Annotated in this window: 29 protein-coding genes and 1 pseudogene; 12 read left to right on the forward strand and 18 right to left on the reverse strand. The window is 68.4% G+C overall.

The annotated features are described in order from the left end of the window. Positions 1 to 9: 9 nt before the first annotated feature. Genes E3O23_RS11745 through E3O23_RS11755 form a run of 3 tightly spaced genes read left to right on the forward strand, consistent with a single transcriptional unit; the run spans position 10 to position 2,142 of the window. Positions 10 to 798: an alpha/beta fold hydrolase gene (locus E3O23_RS11745; RefSeq protein ID WP_134491234.1), complete on the forward strand. Its 789-nt coding sequence runs from the start codon at positions 10 to 12 to the stop codon at positions 796 to 798. Then, entirely contained in the window at positions 795 to 1,490 is a 696-nt protein-coding gene (locus E3O23_RS11750; RefSeq protein ID WP_134491236.1) for an esterase/lipase family protein, read from the forward strand. Before E3O23_RS11745 ends, E3O23_RS11750 begins: the two co-directional genes overlap by 4 nt. Further along, complete coding sequence (locus E3O23_RS11755; RefSeq protein WP_134491238.1) at positions 1,483 to 2,142, forward strand: DUF1345 domain-containing protein; 660 nt, start codon at positions 1,483 to 1,485, stop codon at positions 2,140 to 2,142. The genes E3O23_RS11750 and E3O23_RS11755 overlap by 8 nt, the downstream gene beginning before the upstream one ends. A gap of 39 nt (positions 2,143 to 2,181) precedes the next feature. Here the strand turns inward: E3O23_RS11755 and E3O23_RS11760 are convergent, their stop codons facing one another. From E3O23_RS11760 to E3O23_RS11770, 4 genes are all read right to left on the reverse strand, one after another. Then, the gene (locus E3O23_RS11760) at positions 2,182 to 2,853 is read right to left on the reverse strand and encodes a DUF6766 family protein (protein ID WP_134491240.1); all 672 of its coding nucleotides are present in this window, start codon (positions 2,851 to 2,853) and stop codon (positions 2,182 to 2,184) included. 204 nt (positions 2,854 to 3,057) lie between these two features. Continuing rightward, positions 3,058 to 3,222, reverse strand: coding sequence for a hypothetical protein (locus E3O23_RS18165; protein WP_166790496.1), 165 nt, complete (start codon positions 3,220 to 3,222; stop codon positions 3,058 to 3,060). Positions 3,223 to 3,284: 62 nt separating this feature from the next. Then, the gene (locus tag E3O23_RS11765) at positions 3,285 to 3,770 is read right to left on the reverse strand and encodes a DUF6328 family protein (protein ID WP_134491241.1); all 486 of its coding nucleotides are present in this window, start codon (positions 3,768 to 3,770) and stop codon (positions 3,285 to 3,287) included. Beyond that, on the reverse strand, positions 3,770 to 4,510 hold the full coding sequence (locus E3O23_RS11770; protein ID WP_134491243.1) for an SOS response-associated peptidase: 741 nt from the start codon (positions 4,508 to 4,510) through the stop codon (positions 3,770 to 3,772). Before E3O23_RS11770 ends, E3O23_RS11765 begins: the two co-directional genes overlap by 1 nt. 127 nt (positions 4,511 to 4,637) lie before the next feature. On the opposite strand from E3O23_RS11770, the gene E3O23_RS11775 reads away from it, so the two are divergent. The 3 genes from E3O23_RS11775 to cspE all read left to right on the forward strand — a co-directional run bounded on the left by E3O23_RS11775 (position 4,638) and on the right by cspE (position 6,882). Beyond that, positions 4,638 to 5,495: a slipin family protein gene (locus E3O23_RS11775; RefSeq protein WP_134491244.1), complete on the forward strand. Its 858-nt coding sequence runs from the start codon at positions 4,638 to 4,640 to the stop codon at positions 5,493 to 5,495. A gap of 82 nt (positions 5,496 to 5,577) precedes the next feature. After that, positions 5,578 to 6,414, forward strand: coding sequence for a DUF3097 domain-containing protein (locus E3O23_RS11780; protein WP_134491335.1), 837 nt, complete (start codon positions 5,578 to 5,580; stop codon positions 6,412 to 6,414). A 264-nt stretch (positions 6,415 to 6,678) separates the two neighbouring features. Further along, positions 6,679 to 6,882 carry a transcription antiterminator/RNA stability regulator CspE gene (gene cspE / locus E3O23_RS11785; RefSeq protein ID WP_035840308.1) on the forward strand — a complete coding sequence of 68 codons (204 nt, stop codon included), beginning with the start codon at positions 6,679 to 6,681 and terminating at the stop codon, positions 6,880 to 6,882. A gap of 62 nt (positions 6,883 to 6,944) precedes the next feature. Here cspE and E3O23_RS11790 read toward each other — a convergent pair whose 3' ends face one another. The 5 genes and pseudogenes from E3O23_RS11790 to E3O23_RS11810 form a co-directional block, all read right to left on the reverse strand. Beyond that, positions 6,945 to 7,421 carry a cytidine deaminase family protein gene (locus tag E3O23_RS11790; RefSeq protein WP_174776641.1) on the reverse strand — a complete coding sequence of 159 codons (477 nt, stop codon included), beginning with the start codon at positions 7,419 to 7,421 and terminating at the stop codon, positions 6,945 to 6,947. 57 nt (positions 7,422 to 7,478) lie between these two features. Then, positions 7,479 to 8,159, reverse strand: a complete 681-nt coding sequence (locus E3O23_RS11795) for an HNH endonuclease signature motif containing protein (protein WP_134491246.1) — start codon at positions 8,157 to 8,159, stop codon at positions 7,479 to 7,481. Positions 8,160 to 8,245: 86 nt separating this feature from the next. Further along, a pseudogene (locus E3O23_RS18695) lies at positions 8,246 to 8,500 on the reverse strand (TMEM175 family protein); the annotation flags it as partial. Between the two features lie 19 nt (positions 8,501 to 8,519). Continuing rightward, complete coding sequence (locus tag E3O23_RS11805; protein WP_134491248.1) at positions 8,520 to 9,377, reverse strand: DUF72 domain-containing protein; 858 nt, start codon at positions 9,375 to 9,377, stop codon at positions 8,520 to 8,522. Positions 9,378 to 9,412: 35 nt separating this feature from the next. Further along, positions 9,413 to 9,892: an Lrp/AsnC family transcriptional regulator gene (locus tag E3O23_RS11810; RefSeq protein ID WP_092321939.1), complete on the reverse strand. Its 480-nt coding sequence runs from the start codon at positions 9,890 to 9,892 to the stop codon at positions 9,413 to 9,415. A 106-nt stretch (positions 9,893 to 9,998) separates the two neighbouring features. Between E3O23_RS11810 and E3O23_RS11815 the strand changes: the two genes are divergently transcribed. Continuing rightward, a complete protein-coding gene (locus tag E3O23_RS11815; protein ID WP_134491250.1) occupies positions 9,999 to 11,243 on the forward strand; it encodes a trans-sulfuration enzyme family protein in 1,245 nt (414 codons plus the stop codon). Between the two features lie 121 nt (positions 11,244 to 11,364). Here E3O23_RS11815 and E3O23_RS11820 read toward each other — a convergent pair whose 3' ends face one another. Then, on the reverse strand, positions 11,365 to 13,179 hold the full coding sequence (locus E3O23_RS11820) for a DEAD/DEAH box helicase (RefSeq protein WP_241983455.1): 1,815 nt from the start codon (positions 13,177 to 13,179) through the stop codon (positions 11,365 to 11,367). Between the two features lie 57 nt (positions 13,180 to 13,236). Between E3O23_RS11820 and E3O23_RS11825 the strand changes: the two genes are divergently transcribed. Continuing rightward, positions 13,237 to 14,025 carry an SGNH/GDSL hydrolase family protein gene (locus E3O23_RS11825; protein ID WP_134491253.1) on the forward strand — a complete coding sequence of 263 codons (789 nt, stop codon included), beginning with the start codon at positions 13,237 to 13,239 and terminating at the stop codon, positions 14,023 to 14,025. A 221-nt stretch (positions 14,026 to 14,246) separates the two neighbouring features. Here E3O23_RS11825 and E3O23_RS11830 read toward each other — a convergent pair whose 3' ends face one another. Further along, a complete protein-coding gene (locus tag E3O23_RS11830) occupies positions 14,247 to 14,477 on the reverse strand; it encodes a hypothetical protein (protein WP_134491255.1) in 231 nt (76 codons plus the stop codon). 333 nt (positions 14,478 to 14,810) lie between these two features. On the opposite strand from E3O23_RS11830, the gene E3O23_RS11835 reads away from it, so the two are divergent. Next, a complete protein-coding gene (locus E3O23_RS11835; protein WP_134491257.1) occupies positions 14,811 to 15,155 on the forward strand; it encodes a hypothetical protein in 345 nt (114 codons plus the stop codon). 93 nt (positions 15,156 to 15,248) lie between these two features. On the opposite strand, the gene E3O23_RS11840 is transcribed toward E3O23_RS11835, so the two are convergent. From E3O23_RS11840 to E3O23_RS11860, 5 genes are all read right to left on the reverse strand, one after another. Continuing rightward, complete coding sequence (locus tag E3O23_RS11840; RefSeq protein ID WP_134491259.1) at positions 15,249 to 15,626, reverse strand: type II toxin-antitoxin system death-on-curing family toxin; 378 nt, start codon at positions 15,624 to 15,626, stop codon at positions 15,249 to 15,251. Then, entirely contained in the window at positions 15,623 to 15,826 is a 204-nt protein-coding gene (locus E3O23_RS11845) for a ribbon-helix-helix domain-containing protein (RefSeq protein ID WP_174776642.1), read from the reverse strand. The genes E3O23_RS11840 and E3O23_RS11845 overlap by 4 nt, the downstream gene beginning before the upstream one ends. An 81-nt stretch (positions 15,827 to 15,907) precedes the next feature. Then, entirely contained in the window at positions 15,908 to 16,309 is a 402-nt protein-coding gene (locus E3O23_RS11850; protein WP_134491261.1) for a type II toxin-antitoxin system VapC family toxin, read from the reverse strand. 424 nt (positions 16,310 to 16,733) lie between these two features. Further along, positions 16,734 to 17,969: a D-alanyl-D-alanine carboxypeptidase family protein gene (locus E3O23_RS11855; RefSeq protein ID WP_241983456.1), complete on the reverse strand. Its 1,236-nt coding sequence runs from the start codon at positions 17,967 to 17,969 to the stop codon at positions 16,734 to 16,736. A gap of 26 nt (positions 17,970 to 17,995) precedes the next feature. Then, a complete protein-coding gene (locus E3O23_RS11860) occupies positions 17,996 to 18,799 on the reverse strand; it encodes a TrmH family RNA methyltransferase (protein ID WP_134491263.1) in 804 nt (267 codons plus the stop codon). A 106-nt stretch (positions 18,800 to 18,905) separates the two neighbouring features. Here E3O23_RS11860 and E3O23_RS11865 point away from each other — a divergent pair, with 106 nt between their 5' ends. Both E3O23_RS11865 and E3O23_RS11870 read left to right on the forward strand, forming a co-directional pair. Continuing rightward, complete coding sequence (locus tag E3O23_RS11865) at positions 18,906 to 19,754, forward strand: NAD-dependent protein deacetylase (protein ID WP_134491265.1); 849 nt, start codon at positions 18,906 to 18,908, stop codon at positions 19,752 to 19,754. Between the two features lie 10 nt (positions 19,755 to 19,764). Next, entirely contained in the window at positions 19,765 to 20,397 is a 633-nt protein-coding gene (locus E3O23_RS11870; RefSeq protein ID WP_241983457.1) for a histidine phosphatase family protein, read from the forward strand. A 33-nt stretch (positions 20,398 to 20,430) separates the two neighbouring features. On the opposite strand, the gene E3O23_RS11875 is transcribed toward E3O23_RS11870, so the two are convergent. After that, the gene (locus E3O23_RS11875) at positions 20,431 to 21,507 is read right to left on the reverse strand and encodes a glycosyltransferase family 4 protein (RefSeq protein WP_134491267.1); all 1,077 of its coding nucleotides are present in this window, start codon (positions 21,505 to 21,507) and stop codon (positions 20,431 to 20,433) included. After that, the gene (locus tag E3O23_RS11880; RefSeq protein WP_134491269.1) at positions 21,504 to 22,403 is read right to left on the reverse strand and encodes an alpha/beta fold hydrolase; all 900 of its coding nucleotides are present in this window, start codon (positions 22,401 to 22,403) and stop codon (positions 21,504 to 21,506) included. Before E3O23_RS11880 ends, E3O23_RS11875 begins: the two co-directional genes overlap by 4 nt. 148 nt (positions 22,404 to 22,551) lie before the next feature. On the opposite strand from E3O23_RS11880, the gene treS reads away from it, so the two are divergent. Next, positions 22,552 to 24,249, forward strand: coding sequence for a maltose alpha-D-glucosyltransferase (gene treS, locus E3O23_RS11885; protein ID WP_134491271.1), 1,698 nt, complete (start codon positions 22,552 to 22,554; stop codon positions 24,247 to 24,249). Positions 24,250 to 24,282 lie beyond the last annotated feature (33 nt).

The following is a 24,282-nucleotide window of genomic DNA, read 5'->3' on the forward strand; positions in this document are numbered from 1 at the left end:
CTCGGCAGAATGAGCGACTTCGTCCTTCGCCGGTTCGACCACGGGGAGCTGACCCTGCTCGTGCGCGAGTACGGCGACGACCGGTCGGTCGGCGGGACCCGAGCCTTCGTGCTGGTGCACGGCATCGGGGCGTCGTCGCGCTACTACGCCAGGCTGTCCAGGCTCCTGGCCCCGCACGGCAGCGTGTACGCGGTCGATCTGCCGGGGTTCGGCGCGGCGCCGTCTCCGGCCGTTCCGCTGGACATTCCGGACTTCGCCGCGCTCCTGCGGGCATTCGCCGGCGCCCGGGGCCTCGTCGATCCGGTACTGGTGGGGCACTCGATGGGGTCGCAGGTGGTCACCGAGGTCGCCCTGCAGGATCCGGGTCTCGCCTCCAGCCTCGTGCTGATCGCGCCCGTCGTCGACCCGGCCGCCCCCTCCGCGCTGGGGCAGGCCCTGCGCCTGCTGCGAGACGTCTTCACCGAACCGCCGGCGGCGAACTGGATCGTCGCCGTCGATTACCTGCGCTGCGGGCCGCGGCGCTACTTCTCGGCGCTGCCGGCGATGCTCTCCTACCGGCTGGAGGAGCGGGTTGCCCGCCTGCAGGTATCCACGCTCGTCATTCGCGGTTCGCGGGACCCGGTCACGCCCGCCGGCTGGGCGGATCGGCTGGTCGCCGCGATTCCGCGCTCGAGCAGGCTCGACGTGCGGGGCGCCTCCCATGTCGTGCAGCTCGCGGCCCCCCGGGTGGTGGTGGCGGCCATCGTGGCGCACGCGCGGATTGGAGTTGCGGGATCCGCGCCGGAGGTTGACCGGTGAACATCCTGGCCAAGGCGTGGTTCTGGGCGCTCGACTATGCCTATGTCGGCATCCGGCAGTTGGATGCCGGCCCGTCGCGGGCTGCCCTTGCGCGGTATCGATCGGGCGATTCCGCCCCGGTCGTGCTGCTGCCCGGGATCTACGAGACCTGGCGGTTCCTGCGGCCGCTGGCGGACGCGCTGCACGGCAGCGGCCACCCGGTGCACGCGATCCGGGGACTGGGGCGCAATCGGCGGCCGGTCGCCGACGGCGCTCGGATCGCCGCGGAGTACCTCTCCCAGGAAGACCTGCACGGCGTGATCCTCGTCGCCCACAGCAAGGGCGGCCTGATCGGAAAGTACCTGATGATGTCCGCCGCAGGCCGGGAGCGGATCGATCGGATGGTCGCGATCGCGACGCCGTTCTCCGGGTCGTCCCTGGCGAAATACACGGTGCTCCCCAGCCTGCGCGCGCTCTCACCGACCGACCCGATGGTGCGCCTCCTCGTGGACGAGCAGTTCGTGAACGCCCGGATCACCTCCGTCTACGGGGCGTTCGACCCGCATATCCCGGACGGTTGCAGCCTGCCCGGAGCCACGAACATCGCCCTGGCCGCCTCCGGCCACTTCCGGATCATCGGCGATCGGGGGCTGATCACGGCCGTCAGCGCCGCGTGCGGCGGCGACGGAAAAGTAGGATCGCCTCATGAGTGAACTCCGCAACGGACCCGGGGGTCTCCCCGGACCCGTGAAGATCCACCATTCCACGACGCGCTTCGCCGTCATGCTCCTGGTCGGACTGACGGCGGGCATCCTCACCGGGATGCGGGGCGAATGGGTACCGGCCGTCATCGTCGGCTGGGCTGCGGCCTGCGTCACCTACCTGCTCTGGGTCTGGCTCACCGTGTGGCGGATGGATGCGTCGACGACGGCCAGCCACTCGACACGCGAGGACCCGGGGCGCGCGATTTCCGACCTTCTCGTCGTGATCGCCAGCCTCGCCAGCCTGGGCGCCCCCGTCTCCCTGCTGATCGAGGCGCGGGCATCGGAGCGGATCACCATCGCGATGCTGGCGGTGATGAGCGTGGCCCTGTCGTGGGGACTGATCCACACTCTCTTCACCCTGCGGTATGCGTCCCTGTACTATTCCGGACCGGACGGGGGCGTGGATTTCAACCAGGCCGAAGCGCCGAACTACGGGGACTTCGCCTACCTCGCGTTCACCCTCGGGATGACGTTCCAGGTGTCGGACACCACCCTGCAGACACACGGGATTCGCATGGCGGCGCTGCGCCACGCGCTCCTCTCGTACCTCTTCGGCACGATCATCCTGGCGACGCTGATCAACCTCGTCGCCGGGCTGTAGGCCGGGCACCTGACAGACCGCCTCGGCCGCCACCCGGGTTCACCCTTCGACCGCCGATTCCGCGTGCGGTGCCCCGACCGGCTTCGATTCCGGCGACCCGCGCTGGCGCAAGTAGATCGACAGAACAACCATGCTGCCCACCGCCAGGAACTCCGACTGCCAGTTCTGCAGCGTGCGATTCCAGAAGTCGGCCGACACGATGTAGTCCGGCCAGGTCACGGGCGACTGAAGGTGCGCGCGCTGTTCTTCGTTGTAGGCGACGACTCCCGTGAAGGATTGGGCCGCCCAGGAGAGCACAAAGATGGCACCCATGACGAGCAGAAGGGAATTCGAATAGATCCGGAGCCGCCAGCCGTGCTTCCGAGCCCAGGACGGCGAATTCGGGGGCGCGAACTCCCCCACCAGTTGCTCAGCGTCGGACCCGGGACCTTCCTCACCTGGCTGCTTTGACTCGGGCGACCCCCGCTGTACCAGCCAGGTCGTGGCGAGAATGAACAGGAAGAACTGGAGGAACTCCGACTGCCAGTTTTCGGAGACGTCCACGGCGAACGCGGAGGACGTGAGGTAGTGCCCGAGCGACACGGTTGCCAGGCCAAGGGCGGCCTGCTCCTCGTTGAAGAGCGCCAGCCCGGTCAGTGCCTGACCGATCAGGGCGAGGACGAATATGACGCCAAAGAAGATGCTGAGGCCGTGATTCCGCAGGGCGCGCATCAGCAGAGGCCCGTCATCGCCCGAGCAGCGCAATGACGAGCATGTAGGCCAGCCCGCCGCCGATCACGGTGAGCCAACCGGTGAACACGGTACGCACGCTAGCCCGATTTCGTTACGTGAGCAGGAGGCCGCAACGAGCGAGGAAACTGGACTGCCGGATTCATACCGGTAATCTAGCCCGAGCCGGGCAGGAGCGCCCGGGGTCTAGCTGCGGATGACCCGGGTCGGGATGGCCAGGGCGAGCGCGACGCAGAGGATTCCGGCGAAGAAGATCGGCAGCTGGAACGCGGTTACCGCGAAAGCGAGCCCGAACAGCCAGAGACCGAGGACGAAGACGGCCATCGCGACGATGAAGGCGACGACATGCATGGGTGGTCCTTTCGATGCGGTGCCCGCCAGTCTCGCCGGGCCGATGATTTGAGCGTACCGGGTCAGGGGCCGTCGGGCCGAACCGAACGCGGCACAATCAACCAGATCAACAGGGTGAGCGCCAGGACGGCGGCAGCCGCGATGAGTCCGGCCGCGCGCCCGAGCACGACATCGAAGATGAGCAGGGTCGTCCCGGTGAGCACGATTGCAACCCCGGCCAGCGTGATGCGCACGAGCGCACTGCCGATCTTCACGATCTGGGCCATCGCGTGGCGCCGGAACAGCATGCGGTGAAGGCTGACCGGGCCGAGGCCGACCGCGGTCGTGACCGCCGCGACAGTCACCAGCGCCAGGTAGACCGCGATCTGGTAGCCGTCGAGTTCCGTGAAGCGCGGCTGGAAGGCGACGGCCAGCAGGAATCCACCGAGGATTTGCGTGCCCGTTTGCGTGACGCGCAGCTCCTGCAGCAAGGAATCCCAGTTACGGTCGAGACGCTCGGCGGAGGTCTCCCTGCGGTCGTCGGCCTGCGCCGCCGGCTGTTCGCTCATCAGCGGGGCTCCCCGGACCCACCGACCACTCGCTCGCGGCCCACCGGTTCGGTGAGTTCGGGCCCGTTGGCGGCGCCGGCCAGGGGGGCGACCTCATAGAAACGCAGCCCGGCGGCCACCGGCCGCGAGGCCGCCACTGCGGCGTCGACCAGGCCCTGGTCACCTATGGTGTGCGGATCGAGCCACTGGTCCCACCACTCCTCCGGGAGCACGACCGGAGTGCGGTCGTGAATCTCGGCGAGGCCGCCCTGGGCGTCAGAGGTGAGGACCGTGGCCGTGAGGACCCAGCGCGTGGGATCGTCACCGGGCAGCGCGGGATTGCGCCACCAGGAATACAGGCCCGCGAAGGCCAGGGGCAGGCCGTCGTCGGAGTGCACGAAATAGGGAGTCTTGGTCTTGCCCGCCGTGTGCCACTCGTAGTAGCCCGCGGCCGGGATGAGCGCCCGCTTCGACGCCACTGAGCTCTTGTACGAGGCCTTCTCCGCGGCTTCTTCCGCCCGGGCGTTGAAGGTGGGGTAGCCGGACGTGAGCTGCTTCGAGAACGACGGCACGAGAGACCACCGGGCCGACTCCAGCCTGCGCACGACCGGGCCGTCTTTCACCGACTCGAGCACGATCGGTATCTGCTCGGTGGGTTTGACGTTCCACGAGGGTTCGGGGATGTTCTCCCCCACATGCTCGACGTCGAACATGGCGGCGAGGTCCTCCGCCGTATCGGTGATGATGAATCGGCCACACATACCGACAGGCTATCGCGAGCCCCCGACTTTCCGGCGGTCAACGGGGCACTGGTGAAACAGCACGTGTGGAGTGACAATTAATCCGTAAGCGCGCTCGGTGGGCCGGGCGCAGAAGAGATGAACCTTCATGAACATCTGGCAAATCATCATCCTGGTGATCGTCGTCATCCTCATCATCGTGTTCCTGGTCGCCTCCGTTCGGGTCGTGAAGCAGTACGAGCGCGGTGTCGTGCTGCGGTTTGGGCGGCTGAGGGCCACCAAGGAACCCGGCCTGCGATTCATCATTCCCTTCGTCGACGTCATGCACCGGGTCGCGCTGCGAATCGTGACCCTGCCGATCCAGTCCCAGGGCATCATCACCCGCGACAACGTGAGTGTGGGCGTGTCGGCGGTGGCCTACTACCGCGTGATCGATCCGGTGAAGTCCGTGGTCGCGATCGAGAGCGTGGGCGCCGCAATCGACCAGATCGCCCAGACCACGCTCCGAAAGGTCATCGGCCAGCACTCCCTCGATGAGACCCTGGCAGAGACGAGCACCCTGAACGTCAACATCCGCGAGATTCTCGACGCGCTGACTCTTGACTGGGGCGTGGAGGTCACCCTGGTAGAACTCAAGGACATCCTGCTGCCGGATTCGATGAAACGGGCCATGGCCAGGCAGGCGGAGGCCGAGCGCGAGAAGCGGGCGAAGATCATCAACGCGGAGGGCGAATCGTTGGCGGCCGCAGCCCTCGGACAGGCGTCCGACACCATGATGGAGCATCCGCTGGCACTGCAACTGCGCAACCTGCAGAGCCTTGTCGAGATCGGCGTCGACCAGAACACCGTCGTCGTCTTCCCTGCTCCGCTGATGAGCATGATCGGCGAACTCAGCAGCTTCCTGGCCAGGGAGACTGCAGCTGCCGGCGCGGCCGCTGCGGTCGGTGCGACCGAGTCGGCCCAGCCGCCGCTGACCGGGCCGTCGAAGATCCCGGAGAGCGCCTGACCGGCGGCCCCTCGGAACGCGGCGCGAGACACCCGCCCGCCTGCGGGGATCGACTCGAATCTCGGCTAACGTCGATCGGATGATGAACGAACGATACGGCTCCGACGTGCTCTCCCCCGGCTGGCGCGACGCGGGGCGCACGGTGATCCCCACCCGGGAAGCCGTCCGCGACCTGGTGGTCGAGGAGGCCACGACCGGGTTCTGCGGTGCCGTGATTCGCATCGAGAAGAAGATCGTCACGCTCGAGGACCGCAACGGCAAGCTCCGGCTCTTCCCGCTCGGCGCCGGGTTCCTGATCGACGGCGAGCCGGTCGTGCTTGTCGTCCCCGCGGCGAAAGCACCCACGACGCGGGCCCGGACCGCATCCGGCTCCATGGCCGTCAAAGACGCCCCCGCGCGCGTTGCCCGGGCCAGTCGCATCTTCGTGGAAGGGCGCCACGACGCGGAACTGGTCGAAAAGGTCTGGGGCGCGGACCTTCGGATCGAGGGCGTCGTCGTCGAATACATCGAGGGCGTGGACAACCTCGAAGAGCTCCTGGCCGAGTTCCGCCCGGGTCCCGGCCGCAAGGTGGGCGTACTGGTGGACCACCTCGTCGCCGGCTCCAAGGAGAGCCGGATCGCGGAGGCGGTGGCCAGGGGGCCGCACGGCCGCAACGTCCTCGTGGTCGGACATCCGTACGTCGACGTCTGGCAGTCGGTCAAACCCGAACGGCTCGGCCTGGCCGCCTGGCCCCAGGTGCCGCGCTCGGTGGAGTGGAAGCACGGCATTTGCGCCGCGCTCGGCTGGCCGCACGAGGACCAGGCCGACATAGCCCGGGCCTGGCAGCGGATTCTCGGACGAGTGCGGTCCTTCGCCGATCTGGAACCCCAGCTGCTCGGCCGAGTCGAGCAGCTCATCGACTTCGTCACCGTTGACTGAGACCGTTGACCGACGCCGTCGGCGGGGTCCGCGGTCCCTGCCCGGCAGCTGATCATGACGGCGCGACACAGATTTCTGGACGGATACGGCACGAACTCAGCATTGTGGGCTAGTGTTGTGTCAGTAGTTGTAGTGCTTGCACGTCTTAAAATCGCATCGGCCTCGGTTGATGCGCGCTATTCCTTAAGGAAGCGGACGACGAATACCGCGACGAACGGGCCCGACAGTCGGGTCCGATCTAAACACTCCTGGAGGAGTTTCAAAATGGCAACAGGTACCGTGAAATGGTTCAACGCTGAAAAGGGCTTCGGCTTCATCGCTCCCGACGACGGAAGCGCCGACGTGTTCGCGCACTACTCCGCGATCGCTTCGAACGGCTACAAGTCGCTCGACGAGAACCAGAAGGTCGAGTTCGAGGTAACCCAGGGCCCCAAGGGTCCCCAGGCCGAGAACATCCGCGCCCTCTAAATAGCGCAACTGCTCAATCCGAGCTTCGACAACGCCCCCACCTCGGTGGGGGCGTTGTCTCGTTAACCCCGGCATGTCGTTCTGCGCCCGCCTGCTCCGGGGGCCGCATCTGACGTGACGTAACCTGCTCCGGTCTGTTCGTTCAGCGGTTCGGGCCAGTCGTGGGCGGGCAGGAGCTCCCCCAGCGTGCGGGACCCCGTTTCGCCCAGGATGACCTGGGTGTCGAGATTGCCCGGGTCGACCCGGCGGATGAACTCCCGGCATCGACCGCAGGGCGGCAGAACGTACAGCCGACCCGCCTGGTCACGCCAGACCGCGACGATGGCGCGAATGCGGTACTCACCGGCCGTGACCATGGCCGCGATGGCGCGGTGTTCGGCGCAGAAACCGGTGCCTGAGCCGGAGTCAATGCAGACGCCGAGGTAGCGGTTGCCGCGATCGATGACGAGCGCCGCGCCGACATCGCCGAAGAGCCGGTCGCCCACGGCACGCGGATTCAGCGCGCATTGAGCCGCGGTGATGAGTTCTCGATTCGACACGGTTACCCGCCCGAGCATAGCCCCCGGGCGACCCACCGGGCCTGTCCGTTGGCCCGTTCACTCCTCGCAAGCTGGGCCGTCGGCCGGGTTGATTTCTTTCCGGAGTCCGGCGCTGATCGCGGTGCCGATGAGGGTCTCCGGCTCTGTCACGTAGGTGTGCCCGGTCGGGGTGGTCCAGGTCAGGGTTCCCGTTCCGTCGGTGGCCTGGCTGACCTTCCAGCCGGCCTCGTGCTTCAGGGCGTGGCTGGCTGGGCACAGGTGGGCGAGGTTGTTGTGGTCGGTCCGCCCGCCGAACGCCCAGTCGAGGCCGTGGTCGATGTCGGAGCGGCTGGCCGCCCGGCTGCACCCGGGGTGCCGGCAGGTGCCGTCGCGCACCTGCAGCATCGTGCGGAGCGAGCCGGGGATCGTGTACCGGTCCCGGCCGACCGAAAGCACCGCGCCGGTCTCCGGGTGGGTCAGTATCCGCACGCAGCTCGGGCACTTCGCCGCCAGCGCCCGGGCCGTGTCCGGATCGATCGGCCCGTACCCGTCCAGGTTGCCCGGCTCCTCCGTGACACCGAGGAGGGTGAGCATCGGGACCGTGACGAGCAGGTTCGGCCGCAACCCGCCGGCGGTCTCGGTGCAGCCGGCCCCGGTCCAACCGGCCTCTCCGCAGCCGGTATCCAGGAGCAGGTCCCGGAACACGTCCGCCCGCAACTGGGTGAGCGTGCGCGGCTCCTCCGGCCCCTGTAATTTGATCGCCCGGTCGGTGACCTGGTTGTAGTCACCGGGACCTGGGCGAAACCGGTTTCATCGGTCCACCGGGTGGTGAACGGGAACAGTGACAGCCAGAACAGCAGGTGCAGGTTCGCCCACAGGATGGAGCCGTTGACCGTGCCGGCGAGCTGGATCAGGTGGTGATGGTTGTTCCAGTAGATGCCGACGTAGACGAAGCTGAGCAGGTAGCTGAGGAACGTCGGCAGCACGGTGAGGAGAGCATGCCAGTCCGGCTCTTCGGGAACCCGGAGTTCGAGCACCATGATCGTGATGATGATGGCCAGCACCGCGTCGCTGAAGGCCTCGAGCCGGTTCTTGTTCATCGGTGAAGCTCCTGTGGATTCATTCTGCCCCTGTGCTGAGTCTGTCACGGAGGGACATCGCGTCGAACGGGGCACGAACCTTTGCGTCGTTGTCGAAGTAGACGTACACGTCGCGGCCGATACCGTCCGGGCAGGTCGTCCCGCCGGACCAGCCTCGCACCCGGGCGGCCCAGTCACCCAAGGCCGCATCGGTGTAGCCCGAGGCGTAGAGTTCCTCGGCCCCGTGCAGCCGCAGGTACAGGAAATCGGCGGTGACCTCGGTGAACCGCGGCCAGTCGCCGGCCGCGTCGGCCACGACAAGCGCGACCCCGTGGCGCCGCAGGATGTCGTAGCACCGCTCATCGACGAACGTCGCCGAGCGCGCCTCCAGCGCGTGCCGGAGCGGCCGGTCCTCTCCCGCGACGGTGAATGCCCTCCCGTCGAGCCGTTCGTCGTGCTCACCGGCCAGTGCGGCGGCCCGGGCGGTGCTGCGCGGGAGCAGGGCCAGGAAGTCATCGAGTTCCGCGGGATCGAAGGCGTGTCGTGCCGGCAGCTGCCAGAGGACCGGGCCCAGTTTGCTGCCGAGGGCCAGCGGCCCGGACGCGAAGAAATTGGCGAGGGCCACCCTCGAGTTCCGCAGGCGGAGCATGTGCGTGATGTATCGAGGGCCCTTGACCGAGAACACGAAGCCCGGCGGCGTCTCGTCGCGCCACCGGAGGTAGCTCTCCGGCCGTTGCAACGAGTAGAACGATCCGTTGAGTTCGATGGTGTCGAGGTGCTCCGCCGCGAAGGCGAGTTCCCGCCGCTGGGGCAGGTGCGGCGGGTAGAAGACCCCGCGCCAGGGCGCGTAGCGCCAGCCGGAGATGCCGATCCGGATCAGCGGGGCAGTCGTGGACACGCCACGACGCTAGCGAATCCCGGGCGGTTCGTCACCTACTTGACGAGATCCTGCCAGCCGTCCCCGTCCACGTACTCGAAGATGAGGTTGGTCTCCGTGTGGGCGACGGCCGGATGCTCGGCGAGGTGTTCGAGGACGAAGTCGCGCAGGTGAGAGGCATCGGCAGCGGCCACGTGCAGGAGGTAGTCGTCCGCCCCGGCCGTGTGAAACATCCCGATCACGCCCGGCCAGTGCGGGGCCGCGTTGCGGAACTCGTCGATCTGCCCGCGGGCGTGCTTGGCGAGGCGCACGGAGATGAGCGCCTGGAGGGATGCGCCGAGGGCGGCAAGGTCGATGTTGGCCCGGTAGCCGCGGATGTGGCCGAGCTGCTGGAGCCTGCGCAGCCGCAAGGACACGGTCGACTCCGCCACCCCGATTTCGGCGGCCAGGGCAGCCCCCGACGCGCGCGCATTCACCGACAAAGCGCGGAGGAGCGCGCGGTCAACCCGGTCGAGGTCGGCCTTCTTCGAATCCATGCGTGCAGCCCTTCGTCATAGGAAAGCATATTCGATGAATGGGGCCTGATCGCAAGACCCTCCACGCGTTCTTGCGCCGGGGCACAGCATCTGCTTTCCTCAGAGCATGTTGCCATCGTCGTCACACATTGAAACCATCGCCGTCCACGCCGGAATGGAGGGTGTCACCGAGTCAGGGTCGCACGTTCCGGTGATCGACCTGTCGACCACGAACCCGCTCACCGGGGTCGAATCCGGCGGCGACTCCTACGAGAACCTCGCCACCGGCGGGGACATCGTCCCCGGCGAGTCTGCGGTGTACCAGCGCCTCTGGCAGCCCGGCGTCGCTCGCTTCGAGGATGGCCTGTCGGCTCTCGAGGGCACCGAGGGCACCGTCGCCTTCGCCACCGGCATGGCCGCCCTGGCCGCCGTGCTGATCGCCTCCGTCGCCGCCGGCAAGAACCACGTCGTCGCGTTGCGCCCGATCTACGGCGGCACGGACCACGTCCTGGCCACCGGGCTGCTGGGCACCACGGTGACCTGGGTCGACGCGGCCGGCGTCGCGGCCGCCATCCGACCGGAGACCGGCCTGGTCATCCTCGAGTCGCCGGCGAACCCGACTCTCGAGCTCACCGACATCCGGGCCGTCGCGGATGCCGCTGGCAGCGTCCCGGTGCTCGTGGACAACACCTTCGCGACCCCCGTGCTGCAGCGCCCGATCGAGTCCGGCGCCACCCTCGTGCTGCACAGCGCCACGAAGTACCTCGGCGGCCACGGCGACGTCATGGGCGGCACGGTCTCCGGACCCCAGGACTGGATCGTGCGCCTGCGCCAGGTGCGCGCCGTCACCGGCGGCATTCTGCACCCCTTCGGCGCGTACATGCTGCACCGCGGCCTGCGCACCCTGCCCATCCGCGTGCGCGCCCAGCAGGCAACGGCCGCCGACGTCGCCCAGCGCCTCGTCGGCCACCCCGCCCTCACCCGCGTGCTCTACCCTGGCCTGCCCGGCCAGGACCCGCAGGGCCTGATCGGCCGCCAGACCGCCGGCGCGGGCTCGCTGATCGCCCTCGAGTTCGCCGGCGGGTTCGACGCGGCAGCGCGCTTCACCGAGGCCTGCCGCCTGATCACCCACGCCGTCTCCCTGGGCGGCGTCGACTCCCTCGTTCAGCACCCGGCATCGCTCACGCACCGCCCGGTCGAGGCGAGTGCCAAGCCCGGGGCCGGGATCGTGCGCATCTCGATCGGCCTCGAACACGCTGACGACCTCACCGCCGACATCCTGGCCGCCCTCGAGGCTGCCGGCGTCGTGGTCGCTGCCGAGGTCCCAGTCGAGGTCCCCGCGGAGGTCCCCGAAATGGTCATCACCGCCTGATCCACCCGCCGAACCGTGAGTTTGGCACCTTCCCGGGCCCAGCGAAGGTGCCAAACTCACAGTTCGGCGAAGGATCGTGGGACGATTGCGGCGATCGGCGATCGGCGAGGAGCGGCGAGGGTCAGCTGCGGCCGAGGCGGCGGCGCAGCAGGTCGATCCGCTTCTGCAGCTGGGTGACGCTGGCCTGCGCGACGGCCGGGCCGCCGCACTCGCGGCGGAGTTCCGCGTGCACCATGCCGTGTGGCTCGTCCGCCATCTTCGACCACATGCCCACCAGGCTCGCCAGCAGGGTGCGCTGCTCCTTGAGGGTGCGGTAGAGCGGCGGCGGATCCTCCGGGGCGATCTCCCCGGTCACGGGATCCTTCCGCTTGTCGGTGGAGCGCCTGGACTGCCGGTGCTGCCGTTGGCGCAGCAGCTCGGAGACCTGCTCCGGCTCAAGCAGGCCGGGAATCCCGATGAAGTCGAACTCCTCGTCGGTGCCCGGTTCGGCCAGCTCGCCGAACTCGTCGCCGTTGAACATGACCATGTCGAAGGTCGCCTGGGAGTCGATGGCCTGCCAGGTGAACTCCTCGCCGAGGTCGTCGGAGGCCTTCTCCTGGGTGTTGGCCGCGGCCACCATGGCGTCTTCGGGGTTGTACATCCCGTCATCGCCGTCGTCGCGGTTGCTGCGGTCGAGCGCGTGGTCGCGCTCCAGTTCGAGGGCGTTGGCCAGGCTCAGCAGGCCGGGAACGTTCGGCAGGAAGATCGACGCGGTCTCGCCGCGGCGACGGGCGCGCACGAACCGGCCGATCGCCTGCGCGAAGAACAGCGGGGTGGAGGCACTGGTCGCGTAGACCCCCACGGCCAGGCGCGGAACGTCGACGCCCTCGGACACCATCCGCACCGCGACCATCCAGCGGCTGGTGTTGTGCGAGAACTCGTCGATCCGGTCGCTCGACTCCTTCTCGTCGGAGAGCACGACCGTCACCTTCTCGCCGGAGATCTCCTCGAGGATGGCCGCGTATGCCCGCGCGGTGGTCTGGTCGGTCGCGATGACGAGCCCGCCGGCGTCCGGGATGCCGTGCCGCACCTCGGTGAGGCGGATGTCGGCCGCCCGCAGCACGGCCGGGATCCACTGCCCGGTGGGTTCCAGCGCCGTGCGCCAGGCCTGGGAGGTGATGTCCTTGGTGTTGCCCTCGCCGAGCTTGGCTTCCATCTCGTCGCCGGCCCGCGTGCGCCACTTCATGTGACCGGCGTAGACCATGAACATGACCGGGCGCACGACGCCGTCTTCGAGGGCGCGCCCGTAGCCGTAGTTGTAATCGCTCTGGGACAGCCGGATGCCGTGCTTGTCGGGCAGGTAGCTCACGAACGGGATCGGGGAGGTGTCCGACCGGAACGGAGTGCCGGTCAGGGACAGCCGCCGCGTCGCCGGTTCGAACGCCTCGCGGATCGCGTCGCCCCAGCTCAGGGCGTCACCGCCGTGGTGCACCTCGTCGAGGATCACCAGAGTGCGGCTGGATTGGGTCAGTTCCCGGTGCAGGGCGGCCCGGCTCGCGACCTGCGCGTAGGTCACGGCGACCCCGTGGTAGTGGTTGCCGTAGCGCCCGTTCGCGTTCTTGAACATCGGGTCCAGCCGGATCCCGGCGCGGGCGGCGGCGTCGGCCCACTGGCGCTTGAGGTGCTCGGTCGGCGCGACCACGGTGATCCGGTCGATCACCCGCCGCGCGCGGAGCTCCGCGGCCAGCCGCAGGGCGAACGTGGTCTTGCCTGCACCCGGGGTGGCGGCCGCGAGGAAGTCGCGGGGCTGGTGCAGGAAGTACGCCTCGAGGGCCTCCGCCTGCCAGGCCCGGAGTTTGCTGGCCGTACCCCAGGCAGCGCGTTCCGGAAATGACGGCGACAGGTGCTCTGCTGCACTTGTTCCCTGCGCAGGACCGAAAACGGGTGGAGTATTCACTTCATAAGAACCTATCAAGTCGGACCGACACTTTCGCACGGAAGGGAATCCCGGGCCATGTCCCAGCAGCAGCATCCCTGGTCGCGCTACGTGGCTCTCGGCGACTCCTTCACGGAAGGCATCGGCGACCCGGAGCCCGCCAGTCCCGGCGGGCACCGGGGCTGGGCCGACCGGGTGGCCGAGGTGCTCAGCCAGGGCACCGACGACCTCGCCTACGCGAATCTCGCCGTGCGCGGCAAACTGATCAGGCAAATCGTCACCGAGCAGGTCGGGCCGGCCCTCGCCCTGCGACCGGATCTCGTTACCTTGTCGGCCGGCGGCAACGACGTGATCCGCCCCGGCTCGGACCCGGACGTCATCGCCGCGCAGTGCGAGGTGGCGGTGCGGCGGCTCGCCGGGGACGGCGCGCAGGTCGTGCTCTTCACCGGGGCCGACATCGGCTTCTCCCCCGTCTTTCGGCACCTGCGGGGAAAGGTGGCCATCTACAACGAGAACCTGCGGGCGATCGCGGCACGACACGACTGCGTCGTCGCCGACCTCTGGGCGCTCACCGAGTTGCAGGATGCACGGATGTGGGCGCCGGACCGGCTGCACCTGAACGCGCTCGGCCACCACACCGTCGCGCGCATGGTGCTCGCCTCCCTCAACGTGCCCAATTCGCTCGAACCCCAGCGGCCGGAGCCGATGACGGGCACCACCTGGCGCCGGGCCAGGACGGACGACCTCGCCTGGGCGCGGGAATACCTCGTCCCGTGGGTGCTCCGGCGGGTGCGGCACCAGTCGTCCGGCGACCACGTGCTGCCCAAACGTCCCGAGGCGGCACCGTTCGGCCGGCTCCGGCCGTGAACTGACCTCCCAATCCCCCCCTGACCCGAACTCCCCCTTCGGCAAATCGCGGAGTTCAGGGTGGTGCGACAGCTCGCGGATCCCCGGTACCTGCTCTTTGTTGCAGTCGACTTACGCGAGATTCCCTTTCGGGCGGGGTATGCGGGCACGACGTCCGGTTCGGACTCTCGCGTCCCTGGTGTTGTGCCCGATGGCCGTATATCGTCCGATTTGCGGGACACTCAGTGACGGCCGTGCCACATTTTCCATGCTCGTGGGATAGTCAGGCGATGGAAGATCGCGAGATGGATGCCGACATGCCTGCGTTCGAAGCGCACACGGGCGGTGCTGACAGACCTTGCGCGGCTCGCGCGAAGCCTCGCCGGCCCGGCCGCCCGATTCGACGAATCCATCATCGACTCGTGGCCGATGATTCGCATCCGGCCCGAGCGATCAGATGCGATCGCGATCACCCTCGAAGTGGACCACTGGCTAATGCTCAGCGCGGGACACCACGGCGGTTGGTGGGAGCTGGATTGGGACAGTGAGGCCGACACGGAACTTGCCCGTGATCTCATTGCCTCGATCATTGCGGGTCGAGTGGAAGAACGCTTCGGCGCATTTTGTTCCCGCGTCACAGTCACATTCCCGAACGGGTCGAAGGAATCCGAAACGGGTTGGGCCTGTTGTCTGGCGCTTCTTGTTCCTCAGCCAGGGTGGACGGTATGGGGCCGACGCCGCCGGTACGCACCCTATCTTTGGCCTGAAGTGAGGAGTGAGTCGCAGACATGAGATCAGATGAGCAGATGCTCGAGGACGTCGTCAACTATCGAGGCGACGTTCCGCGGGCAATTGTGCTGCTCAGAGAAGCGTTGGGGGACAGAGACGAAGATGCCGGACAGCACGTCCTCACGATCTGGGCCGCACGGGCCGTGACGATGATGTTCCACGCCGGCACCGTCAACGCCGACGACTGCAGGACATGGGCTCGCTTCCTCTTGGGACGCCGTGACGTGGCTCTCATGCCGGGCAGTGAGTACGAGATGCTCGAGTTCCTGGAAGATTGGAGCTTTCCAGACGTCGGTGGACCGATCGACGCCGATTCGGTCAGCGTCTGGCAGTTGCGCTTCGATTCAATGGAGTTCGGGTAGGACGGCTGCGAACCGTCCTCGCGCGACTTGACGGCTCACGAGGACGGCGGCCATCCGTATGGGGTTCCCGACTGTCGAGTCGGCCGCGGCGCCTCAGCGCTCTTCGCTGCCTCGTGCAATTCGGTCAGCGATATCGGAAACGTCATCAAGGCGCCCGGAAGCAACATCCATGATGAACTCGTAGGCATCATCATTGGACCAGGTCAACCGTCTTCCGTTCATACCCAGGAAGGCGATCAGTGCAGCGAGACTCAGCCGTTTGTTACCGTCAATCAAGCCGTGATTGCGGGCCAAGGAATGCGTCATTGCCGCGGCCTTCTCATTGAGGCTCCCGTAGGCGTCCCTTCCGAATGCGCTCGAGCGCGGACGGGCCAGCGCCGACTCAAGCAATCCCTGGTCCCGGACCGGCATGTCTCCCCCGAGGGCTCGCTGCCCGACGTAGAGGAGATCCGCGGAGGTGAGATAGATCACTTTCCGAGACGTTCAAGCGCTTCCGCGTAGCGCGGGAGCTGCTCGTCAAGGACACTGCTCAGTAGGTCCTGGCGACTGTGGTTCTCGACGTATTCACGCACCGCCTGCTTGGCGACGTCCTGCATGGACCGTCTCTCGTATTCGGCACGGCGACGCAGGGCGTCCGCCTCAACATCAGTCAAGCGAAGGGTCATGGGCATGGACACATGGTATCACCGGTGACACCGTTGTCCGTCGGGTCCGATGCGGGTTCCCCTTGAGGATGAGGACGCTCATTGACGTCAGCTTGCGGTTAGCGCGTCGAGATTTGCGAGCGGCACGACACCTTTGGCCCTCATTGCCAACCCGGGGTCGACTGTGACCAGGGCGTCGGCCTGAAGCTCGGTGACGGCCAGGTATTCCGCGTCGTACGTTGTCTCCCAACCCTGCTCGCGTGCGATCCTCCAAGCAGTCCGGTGTGACACCCGGTCACCGAGCAACCTCATCTTCAGTTCGGTCAGGCGGCGGTGGTGCTGAAGTGCCAGATCCTCGGTGAGGTCACCGTTGAGTACTGCCTCGAATAGCAGCGAGAGCGCCTGCGAGCGGATGAGGTTCGGGGCGACGATCTGATGCTCGGGGCTGGGCTGGATGCCGTTGGCGACGATGTGCAGGAGCGTAGGCGCGTCGATCACGTAACGGGTCATGTCGGAACTTTACGCGGGAAAACGGGCAGCCGACGAAGGTCAGCGGCCACCAATGGCGCAACAGGAGCGCCCCGGCCTGCGAGAGGGCCGCCGACACGCCCTGCACGGCCAGCGAGGCGCCGGTGCGAGCAGGGTTGCGGCTGCGGCCGAGCTGCGCGGTGATCCGCGCGGCGGCGACGAGCGAGATCGCGGATCCACCGGGTCGGCCAGGCCCAGTTCGAGCAACCGGTCGGCGAGCAGGACGCCGACACGGCCCGCACTCCCATGGATGCCAGGCGGGGCATGAGCTCGGAGAGGGGAGCCCGGTTGCCCGCAACGGCACGGGACGGGTCGACGGCCGCCGGGGTGAGGTGGAGCACGCGGTGCTGAACGGCGAGCTGGTGGCGGACTTCATCCGCCGGGGTGCGGGGTCCGCGCCGCGCGCCTAACCGTCGGCGTTCAACTCGCCGGGATGCGAGAAACGCCAGGCCGGTCCCGGGTCACTGATCGTGCGGTCAAGCACGAGCGGCACGCTGACGGTCCGGTCGCCGACCCGGAACTCGACCGAGCCGACGGTGTCCTTCCTGGTGCCCAGGGCCAGCGCCCTGGCCGTCGCGACGCCGGAGACGGGCGTGTCGGACCAGACCAGGGCGGATGCCGCCCGGGAGGCGACGGCGCTGCTCTCCTGGCCCCAGGCGGTGGCGTAGCTGCCGAAGGCCCTGCCCTTCTCGGTCAGGGTGACCTCACGGAATCCCGCCTTCGCGGTGGTGATCAGGGCGGCCACGGCCCGGTTCACGTCGCCGTGGGTGGCGCCGCCGAGCACGACGCCGACCAGGGTCACCGTGCGGTCTCCGACCTTCAGGTCGGTGGAGAAGAGCAGGCAGGCGCCGGCCTCGTCGGTCGTGCCGGTCTTGATCCCGTCGACGCCGTACCGGCCGAGCAGTTTGTTGGTGTTCTTGACGGCGCCGATGACCGGGAGCTTCGCGCTCGGCTCGGACACGATAGAGGCCAGCGCCGGGTCGGTGACGGCGAGCTTGCCGATCTCGACGAGGTCGGCCGGGCTGCTCCGGCTGGACGTCGACAGGCCGCTCGTGTCGGCCACCACGGTGTCGTCCAGGCCGTTCTTCGCCAGCCAGCCCTTCGCGGCCGCCAGGTAGGCGTCGAGGGAGCCGTAGGCCCAGACGGCGAGGGACAGGGCATAGTTGTTCGCCGAGGGCAGCAGCATGGCTTCGAGGGCCTGGCGCTCGGTGAGGACCATGCCGGCGACGACCGGGGCGACCGAGCCGTTCTCGGCGATGACGTCGTAGTAGATCGCCACGTCGGCGTCGGTGAAGGTGATGTCCGGTCCGGGGTCGCCGCCGGCGAGCGGTTTCGCGTCGAGCACGACGAGCGCGGTCACGGTCTTGGTCACGCTGGCGATCGGCACGGATTCCGCGGCGCCGGACGAGCCCAGGACGCCGGGGAAGCCGACGGCCCCGATCGCGCTCGAACCGAAGCCGGGCCAGTCGGGTTGCGCCGCGGCCTGGGTCAGCGCGGCCGGCTGGGTCAGCGCGGCGGCTTCGGACGGAACGGGGGCCAGACCGGTCGTCGCGAGGTACCCGACGAGCGTCAGGACGACCGCCAGGGCGCTGAAGAAGACGATCCGGCGCCGGCGAAAGATCTGGCGTCGGGTCAGCGGCATCCCCCGATTGTACCGTCCGTCGCCCGTCACCGGCGCAGGGCCCACAGGGCGACGGCGCTGGCGGAGGCCACATTGAGCGAGTCAACCCCGTGCTGCATGGGGATGGTGACGACGGTGTCGGCGGCAGCGAGGGCCCGGCTGCTGAGCCCGTCGCCCTCCGTGCCCAGGATCAGCGCGAGGCGCTCCGGCGGCTCGGCGGCGAAGCGGTCCAGGGTGACCGCGTCCTCGGACAGCGCCAGGGCGGCCAGGTGGAAGCCCGCGTTCCCGAGGAGCGGCGCCGCCTCGTCCCACTCCGGCAGCCGGGTCCACGGCACCTGGAGCACGGTGCCCATGCTGACCCGCACGCTCCGGCGGTAGAGCGGGTCGGCGCAGCGCGGCGTGATCAGCACGGCGTCGGCACCGAGGCCCGCGACGGCCCGGAAGATGGCTCCCACGTTCGTGTGGTCGACGATGTCTTCGAGGATGACGATACGCCGGGCATCCCGGATCAGGTCGGCCGGCGGAACGAGCGGCGGCCGGTGCATAGCGGCGAGGGCGCCTCGGTGCAGGTTGTAGCCGGTGAGCTTCTCCAGCAGGTACGGCGCGCCGACGTAGACGGGCACATCGGGCCAGTCGGCCAGGAGCGGAGCCACGTCGGGCAGCCACTGCTCCTGCACGAGCAGCGACCGCGGCCGGTGGCCGGCGGCCAGGGCGCGGGTGATCACCTTGCTCGACTCGGCGATGTACAGCCCGCCGGCCGGTTCGGAGACCCGGCGCAGCGCGACATCCGTCAGCCGTGAGTAGTCGGCCAGGCCGGGCAGGTCGAGGTCTGCAATGGGAACGATCCGCACGGTACTGCCTTCTGTTCGAGGTGGTGTCCCGTCCAGACTGCCAGTTTCGCGTAACAAAGACGTAAAGCGGCGAGTTTAGACTCGGTACAGGCGAGGATGGAGCACTATGAGCATCGAGACCCTGCAGGCCGCGGCTGTGGCCGAGGAGGCGCTCGACGCCGTGTCCGAGATCCTGCGCGGACGCGTCGTGGCGGTGCTCACCGGCGCCGGCCTGAGCACGGATTCCGGCATCCCCGACTACCGCGGGAACGGCGCGCCCAAGCGCTCCCCGATGACCTTCCAGACCTTCGTCGGCGATGAGGCGGCGCGCAAGCGCTACTGGGCCGGCAGCCACCTCGGCTGGCGTCGCTTCCGGGCGGCCGAACCGAACCTGGGCCACCATTCGCTCGTGCGGCTCGAGGCGAGCGGGATCATCTCGGGCGTCATCACCCAGAACGTCGACGGCCTGCACACCCGGGCAGGGTCGCGCCACGTCGTGGACCTGCACGGGTCGATGGACCGGGTCGTCTGCCTGTCCTGCGGCCAGGCGTTCGGCCGCGACAGCGTCGCGTCGCGGCTCGAAGCGGCCAACCCCTCGCTCGGCTCCGCGGAGGCTGTGAGCATCAACCCGGACGGCGACGCGGAGGTACACGACATCGACGGATTCTCCGTGCCGGCCTGCACCGTCTGCGGCGGGATGCTCAAACCCAATGTGGTGTTCTTCGGCGAACTCGTGCCCACCGAGAAGTTCACCGAGGCCTCCGCCCTCGTCCAGGCCGCCGACGCCCTGATCGTGGCGGGTTCGTCCCTGGCCGTGAACTCGGGCATCCGGTTGCTCGAGCAGGCCCGGCGGCGCAAACTCCCCATCGTGGTGATCAACCGCGGCGTCACCAAGGGCGACGGCCGCGCGCTTGTTAAGCTGGAGGCCGGCACTTCCGAGACGCTCGCCGGACTGGCGGCGCGTCTCGCCGACTGAAGGGTCGACCGTGACCACCGACAGCAAGGACGGCTTCCCGACCATGACCCGGATTTCGATCGTGCGCCACGGCCAGACCGAGTGGAACCTGCACCGCCGCATCCAGGGCAGCACGGACATCCCGCTCAATTCCGTCGGCCGCGCCCAGGCGGCCGAGGCGGGCGTCCGCCTGCGGGAGCGGCGCTGGGACGTGGTCGTGGCCAGCCCCCTGATGCGGGCGCACGAGACCGCCCGGATCATCGCCGGCGAGCTGGACCTGCCGAGCCCGGAGATCGTGAGCGAACTCACCGAGCGCCACCACGGCGAGATCGAGGGCCTCACTTTCGCGGAGCGGCAGGCGCGGTTCCCCGACGGCGTCCCTGTTCCCGGCCTCGAGTCCCGCCAGGACGTGCTCGACCGGGTACTGCCCTCGCTCGCCCGGGTCGCCGCGGCGCATCCAGGCAAGTCCGTGCTCGCGGTCAGCCACGGCGGCATCATCGGCACGTTGATCCGCCACACGAGCGGCGGGCAACGCCCCCGGCACGACGAACTCATCGCCAACGGTTCCGTGCACGACTTCATCTGGCAGGACGGTGAGCTCGTGCTCGAACACTTCGACGCCACGGTCCGCTCGCTGGACGAGATCTTCCCCGTCATCCGCTGACCGGGGCCACACGCGCTGACCGGGGCCCGGAACCTAGCCGCGGGTCCTGGCCGGCGTGTCCTCGAGAGCCTCGAGCAGTTTCCGGGCGGACTCGCGCCAGGTGAACCTGGCCGCCTGCCGGGCGGACTCCTTCGACCGGGCGGTCCACTCCCCCGGACGGTCCAGCTGCCGCACGGCACCGACCAGCGCGTCGGGGCTGCCCGGGTCGAAGTAGAGCGCCGCATCGCCGCCGATTTCCCGGAAGATCGGGATGTCGCTGGCGACGACCGGGATGCCCAGGCTCATCGCCTCGACCAGCGGAATCCCGAAGCCCTCGTCGAGCGACGCCGTGACCAGGGCTGTGGCCGAACGGAGCACCGCGTAGTACTCCTCGTCGCTCGCGCCGTCGTGGAAGACGAGCGCGGCCTGCGGGGCGAGCGCCGACAGGCGGGCGCGCTCCTCCGGGGTCACCCGGCTCATCAGGTGCAGCTCGTGTCCCGGCAGGCCGGCGACGGCCCGCACCAGGGTGTCCACGTTCTTGTACGGCATGAACGAGCCCATGTAGACCAGGCGCCCCGTCTCGGGTGCGGTGCGGTCCACGGGCGGCCCGGGCACCGCATCCGCGGCGTTCGGAATCACGGTGACGGGACGGTCGGTCAGCCTGTGCTCGGCGATGAGGGCCCTGGTCGTTTCGGATACCGTCACCACGCCGTCGGCGCGGTTGAGCAGCATCCGTTGCGGCCACCAGGACAGGTGGTACAGGCGCCAGAGCAGCCGGATCGGCCAGGCGAACTCACGCGGTGGCGTGCGGTTGCGGTAGTAGATCAGGTCGTGGACCGTGAGCAGCAGCCGGTACTTGCGGCCCCACGAGCCCATCGTCTGCATCGGGCTGAACACCACATCCGGGCTGAGGCCGTTGACGGTGAGCGCGACGAACGGCTCCCGGATGCTCGTCGGTGAGCTGACCAGCTGCCAGGGCAGGTCCGGCAGCATGGCCAGCTGGCGGTGGTCGCTGATCAGCATCGTGACCGGATGCAGTTTCGCGAGCTCGGCGACGAGGCCGGCGCTGTAGCGGCTGATCCCGTCGTGGCGGTCGAGGCGGGTGTAGCGGCAGTCGAAGGCGATCCTCATGCGGGCTTCACCTCGGACAGGAAGCTGCGCAGTTCCTCGGCGGCCTCGGCGGGCATTTCGTAGTGGATGAGGTGGCCGACGTTCGGGATGACGTGCAGGGTCGCCTCCGGGAACAGTTTCTGCAGCCGGTGCTGGGCCGCGACGGGGGTGATGTCGTCCTTCTCGGCCGCGATCAGCAGCGTGCGCTCGGGGATCTTCGCGGCGAACTCGCTCACGTCGCTGCTCACCGATGCCGTGAACGCCTCGAGCACGACCCGGCGGTCCGCGAATGCGGAGAAGAACCGGTCGTGCTGGTCGTGGATCCAGCGGCGCAGTTCGCGGCTCTGCGTCTTGGCCATGGTGACGCTCATCACCCGGACGATCATCCGGTTGCGCAGCAGGGCGAAACCGAGCCGCTCCGGCAGCCGGGCCGCCGCCCAGTAATAGAACACGGCCAGCCGGGTCAGGATGCCGCGCGGCCCGGACAACGCCGGCGACGCGATCGGGTTCACCAGCACGACGTCGTCGGCGGGCAGGCCGTCGGCCAGTGCCGCCGCCGCGACGATCGAGCCGAAGGAGTGGCCGAGGATGACGATGCGGCCGGTGGGCGCCAGGGCGCCGAGGAAGTCCCGGAGCCACCGCGCGTAGCCGGCGATGTCGTGCCGGAGGCCGTGCAGGGGCTCGGACTCGCCGAACCCGGGCAGGTCGGGTGAGATTATCCGGAAACCGGAGAGCTGGGCGACGACGGGTTCCAGGCCGTGGTGGTCGCCGCGGAAGCCGTGCACCATCAGGATCGTCGTCGGCGCGGCGGGGTCGCCGTACTCCCAGTACCGGGTCCGGCTCCCGAGCACAGACAGCGTGTGCGAGCGCGTGGGAATCCGGGCGAGGGACTCGTCATAGGGCGAAGGAACGATCATCAGCCCAAGTTTAGGCGGCAGTGTGTCGCCGAACTGGACAGATGCCGTGTCGCTCGACCTAGACTCGTGACGTCCCCTCTGCACCCCACGACTCCCCCCGCACATCAAGACGGCCACACAGCCCCTGACGCGGGCCGGAAGGAACTCCGTGAGCTTCACTGCACCTATCCAGCTTCCCGGTCTCACCCTCGATCCGCGTTGGTATCGACGCTCGGTGTTCTACGAGGTGATGGTGCGCTCCTTCGTTGACAGCAACGCCGACGGGGCCGGCGACCTGTCCGGGCTGATCTCGAAACTGGACTACCTGCAGTGGCTGGGCATCGACGCGCTCTGGATCCCGCCGTTCTTCACCTCGCCCCTCAAGGACGGCGGCTACGACGTTGCCGACTACCGCTCGATCCTGCCCGAGTTCGGCACGCTGGACGAGTTCAAGGAACTCGTCACCAAGGCGCACGAGCGCAACATGCGCATCATCATCGACCTCCCGCTGAACCACACCTCGGACCAGCACGATTGGTTCCAGCAGTCCAGGGAACACCCGGACGGCCCCTACGGTGACTTCTACGTCTGGAGCGACACCGACGAGAAGTACCCGAACATCCGGATCATCTTCACCGACACCGAGGAGTCGAACTGGGCGTTCGACCCCGTGCGCCGGCAGTTCTTCTTCCACCGCTTCTTCTCGCACCAGCCGGACCTCAACTTCGAGAACCCCGCCGTGCACGACGCCATTTTCGATGTGGTGCGGTTCTGGCTCGACCTGGGTGTCGACGGGTTCCGCCTCGACGCGATCCCTTACCTGTACGAGTCGGAGGATGGCAACGGCGAGGGCGAGCCGCCCACGCACGAGTTCATCAAGCGGCTGCGAGCCGTCGTCGACCGCGACTACCCCGGCCGCATCATGATCGCCGAGGCGAACCAGTGGCCTCGCGAGGTCGCGGCGTTCTTCGGCACCGAGGAAGAGCCGGAGTGCCACATGGCCTTCGACTTCCCGGTCATGCCCCGCATCTTCTATTCCCTGCGCTCGCAGCAGGCCGACGAGCTCGTGCGGGTGCTCTCCGAGACGACGGACATCCCGGACGGCGCCGGCTGGGGCGTGTTCCTCCGCAACCACGACGAACTCACCCTGGAAATGGTCAGCGAGGAATACCGCCAGGCGATGTACGGCTGGTACGCCTACGACCCCCGGATGCGCGCGAACATCGGTATCCGCCGCCGGCTCGCTCCGCTGCTCGACAACTCACGGGCGGAGTTGGAGCTGGCCCACGCGCTGCTCTTCGCGCTGCCCGGCAGCCCGTTCCTCTACTACGGCGACGAGATCGGGATGGGCGACAACATCTGGCTGCCCGACCGCGACAGTTCGCGCACGCCCATGCAGTGGACCCCCGACCGCAACGCCGGTTTCTCCGACGCCGACCCGGGGAAGCTCTACCTGCCCGTCATCCAGTCGCTCGTCTACAACTTCACCCAGACGAACGTCGAGTCGCACCTGGCGCAGTCCAATTCGCTGCTGCACTGGATCCGCAACGTCATCCACGTGCGGAAGGCGCACCCGACCTTCGGCCTCGGCGCGATCCGGGTGCTCGCCACCAACCACGAGTCCGTGCTGGCGTTCACCCGCGAATACGAGGGCTCGGGCACGCGGATGGGCGACCAGGCCGAGACGGTGCTCTGCGTCTTCAGCTTCGCTCACAACCCGGTGTCCTTCAAGATCGACGACGCGGAGCTGGCCGGCACCCGGCTGTACGACATCTTCGGCGGTTCGGTCTTCCCGAGCTTCGACGATGACGGTTCCCTGACCCTGACGCTCGGCGCCCAGAGCTTCTACTGGCTGCACTGCGGGTAGCGGCCGACGATGGCTGAGCCGGTGGCTGAGTAC

The organism is Cryobacterium tagatosivorans (assembly GCF_004402215.1).
Taxonomy (GTDB): domain Bacteria; phylum Actinomycetota; class Actinomycetes; order Actinomycetales; family Microbacteriaceae; genus Cryobacterium; species Cryobacterium tagatosivorans.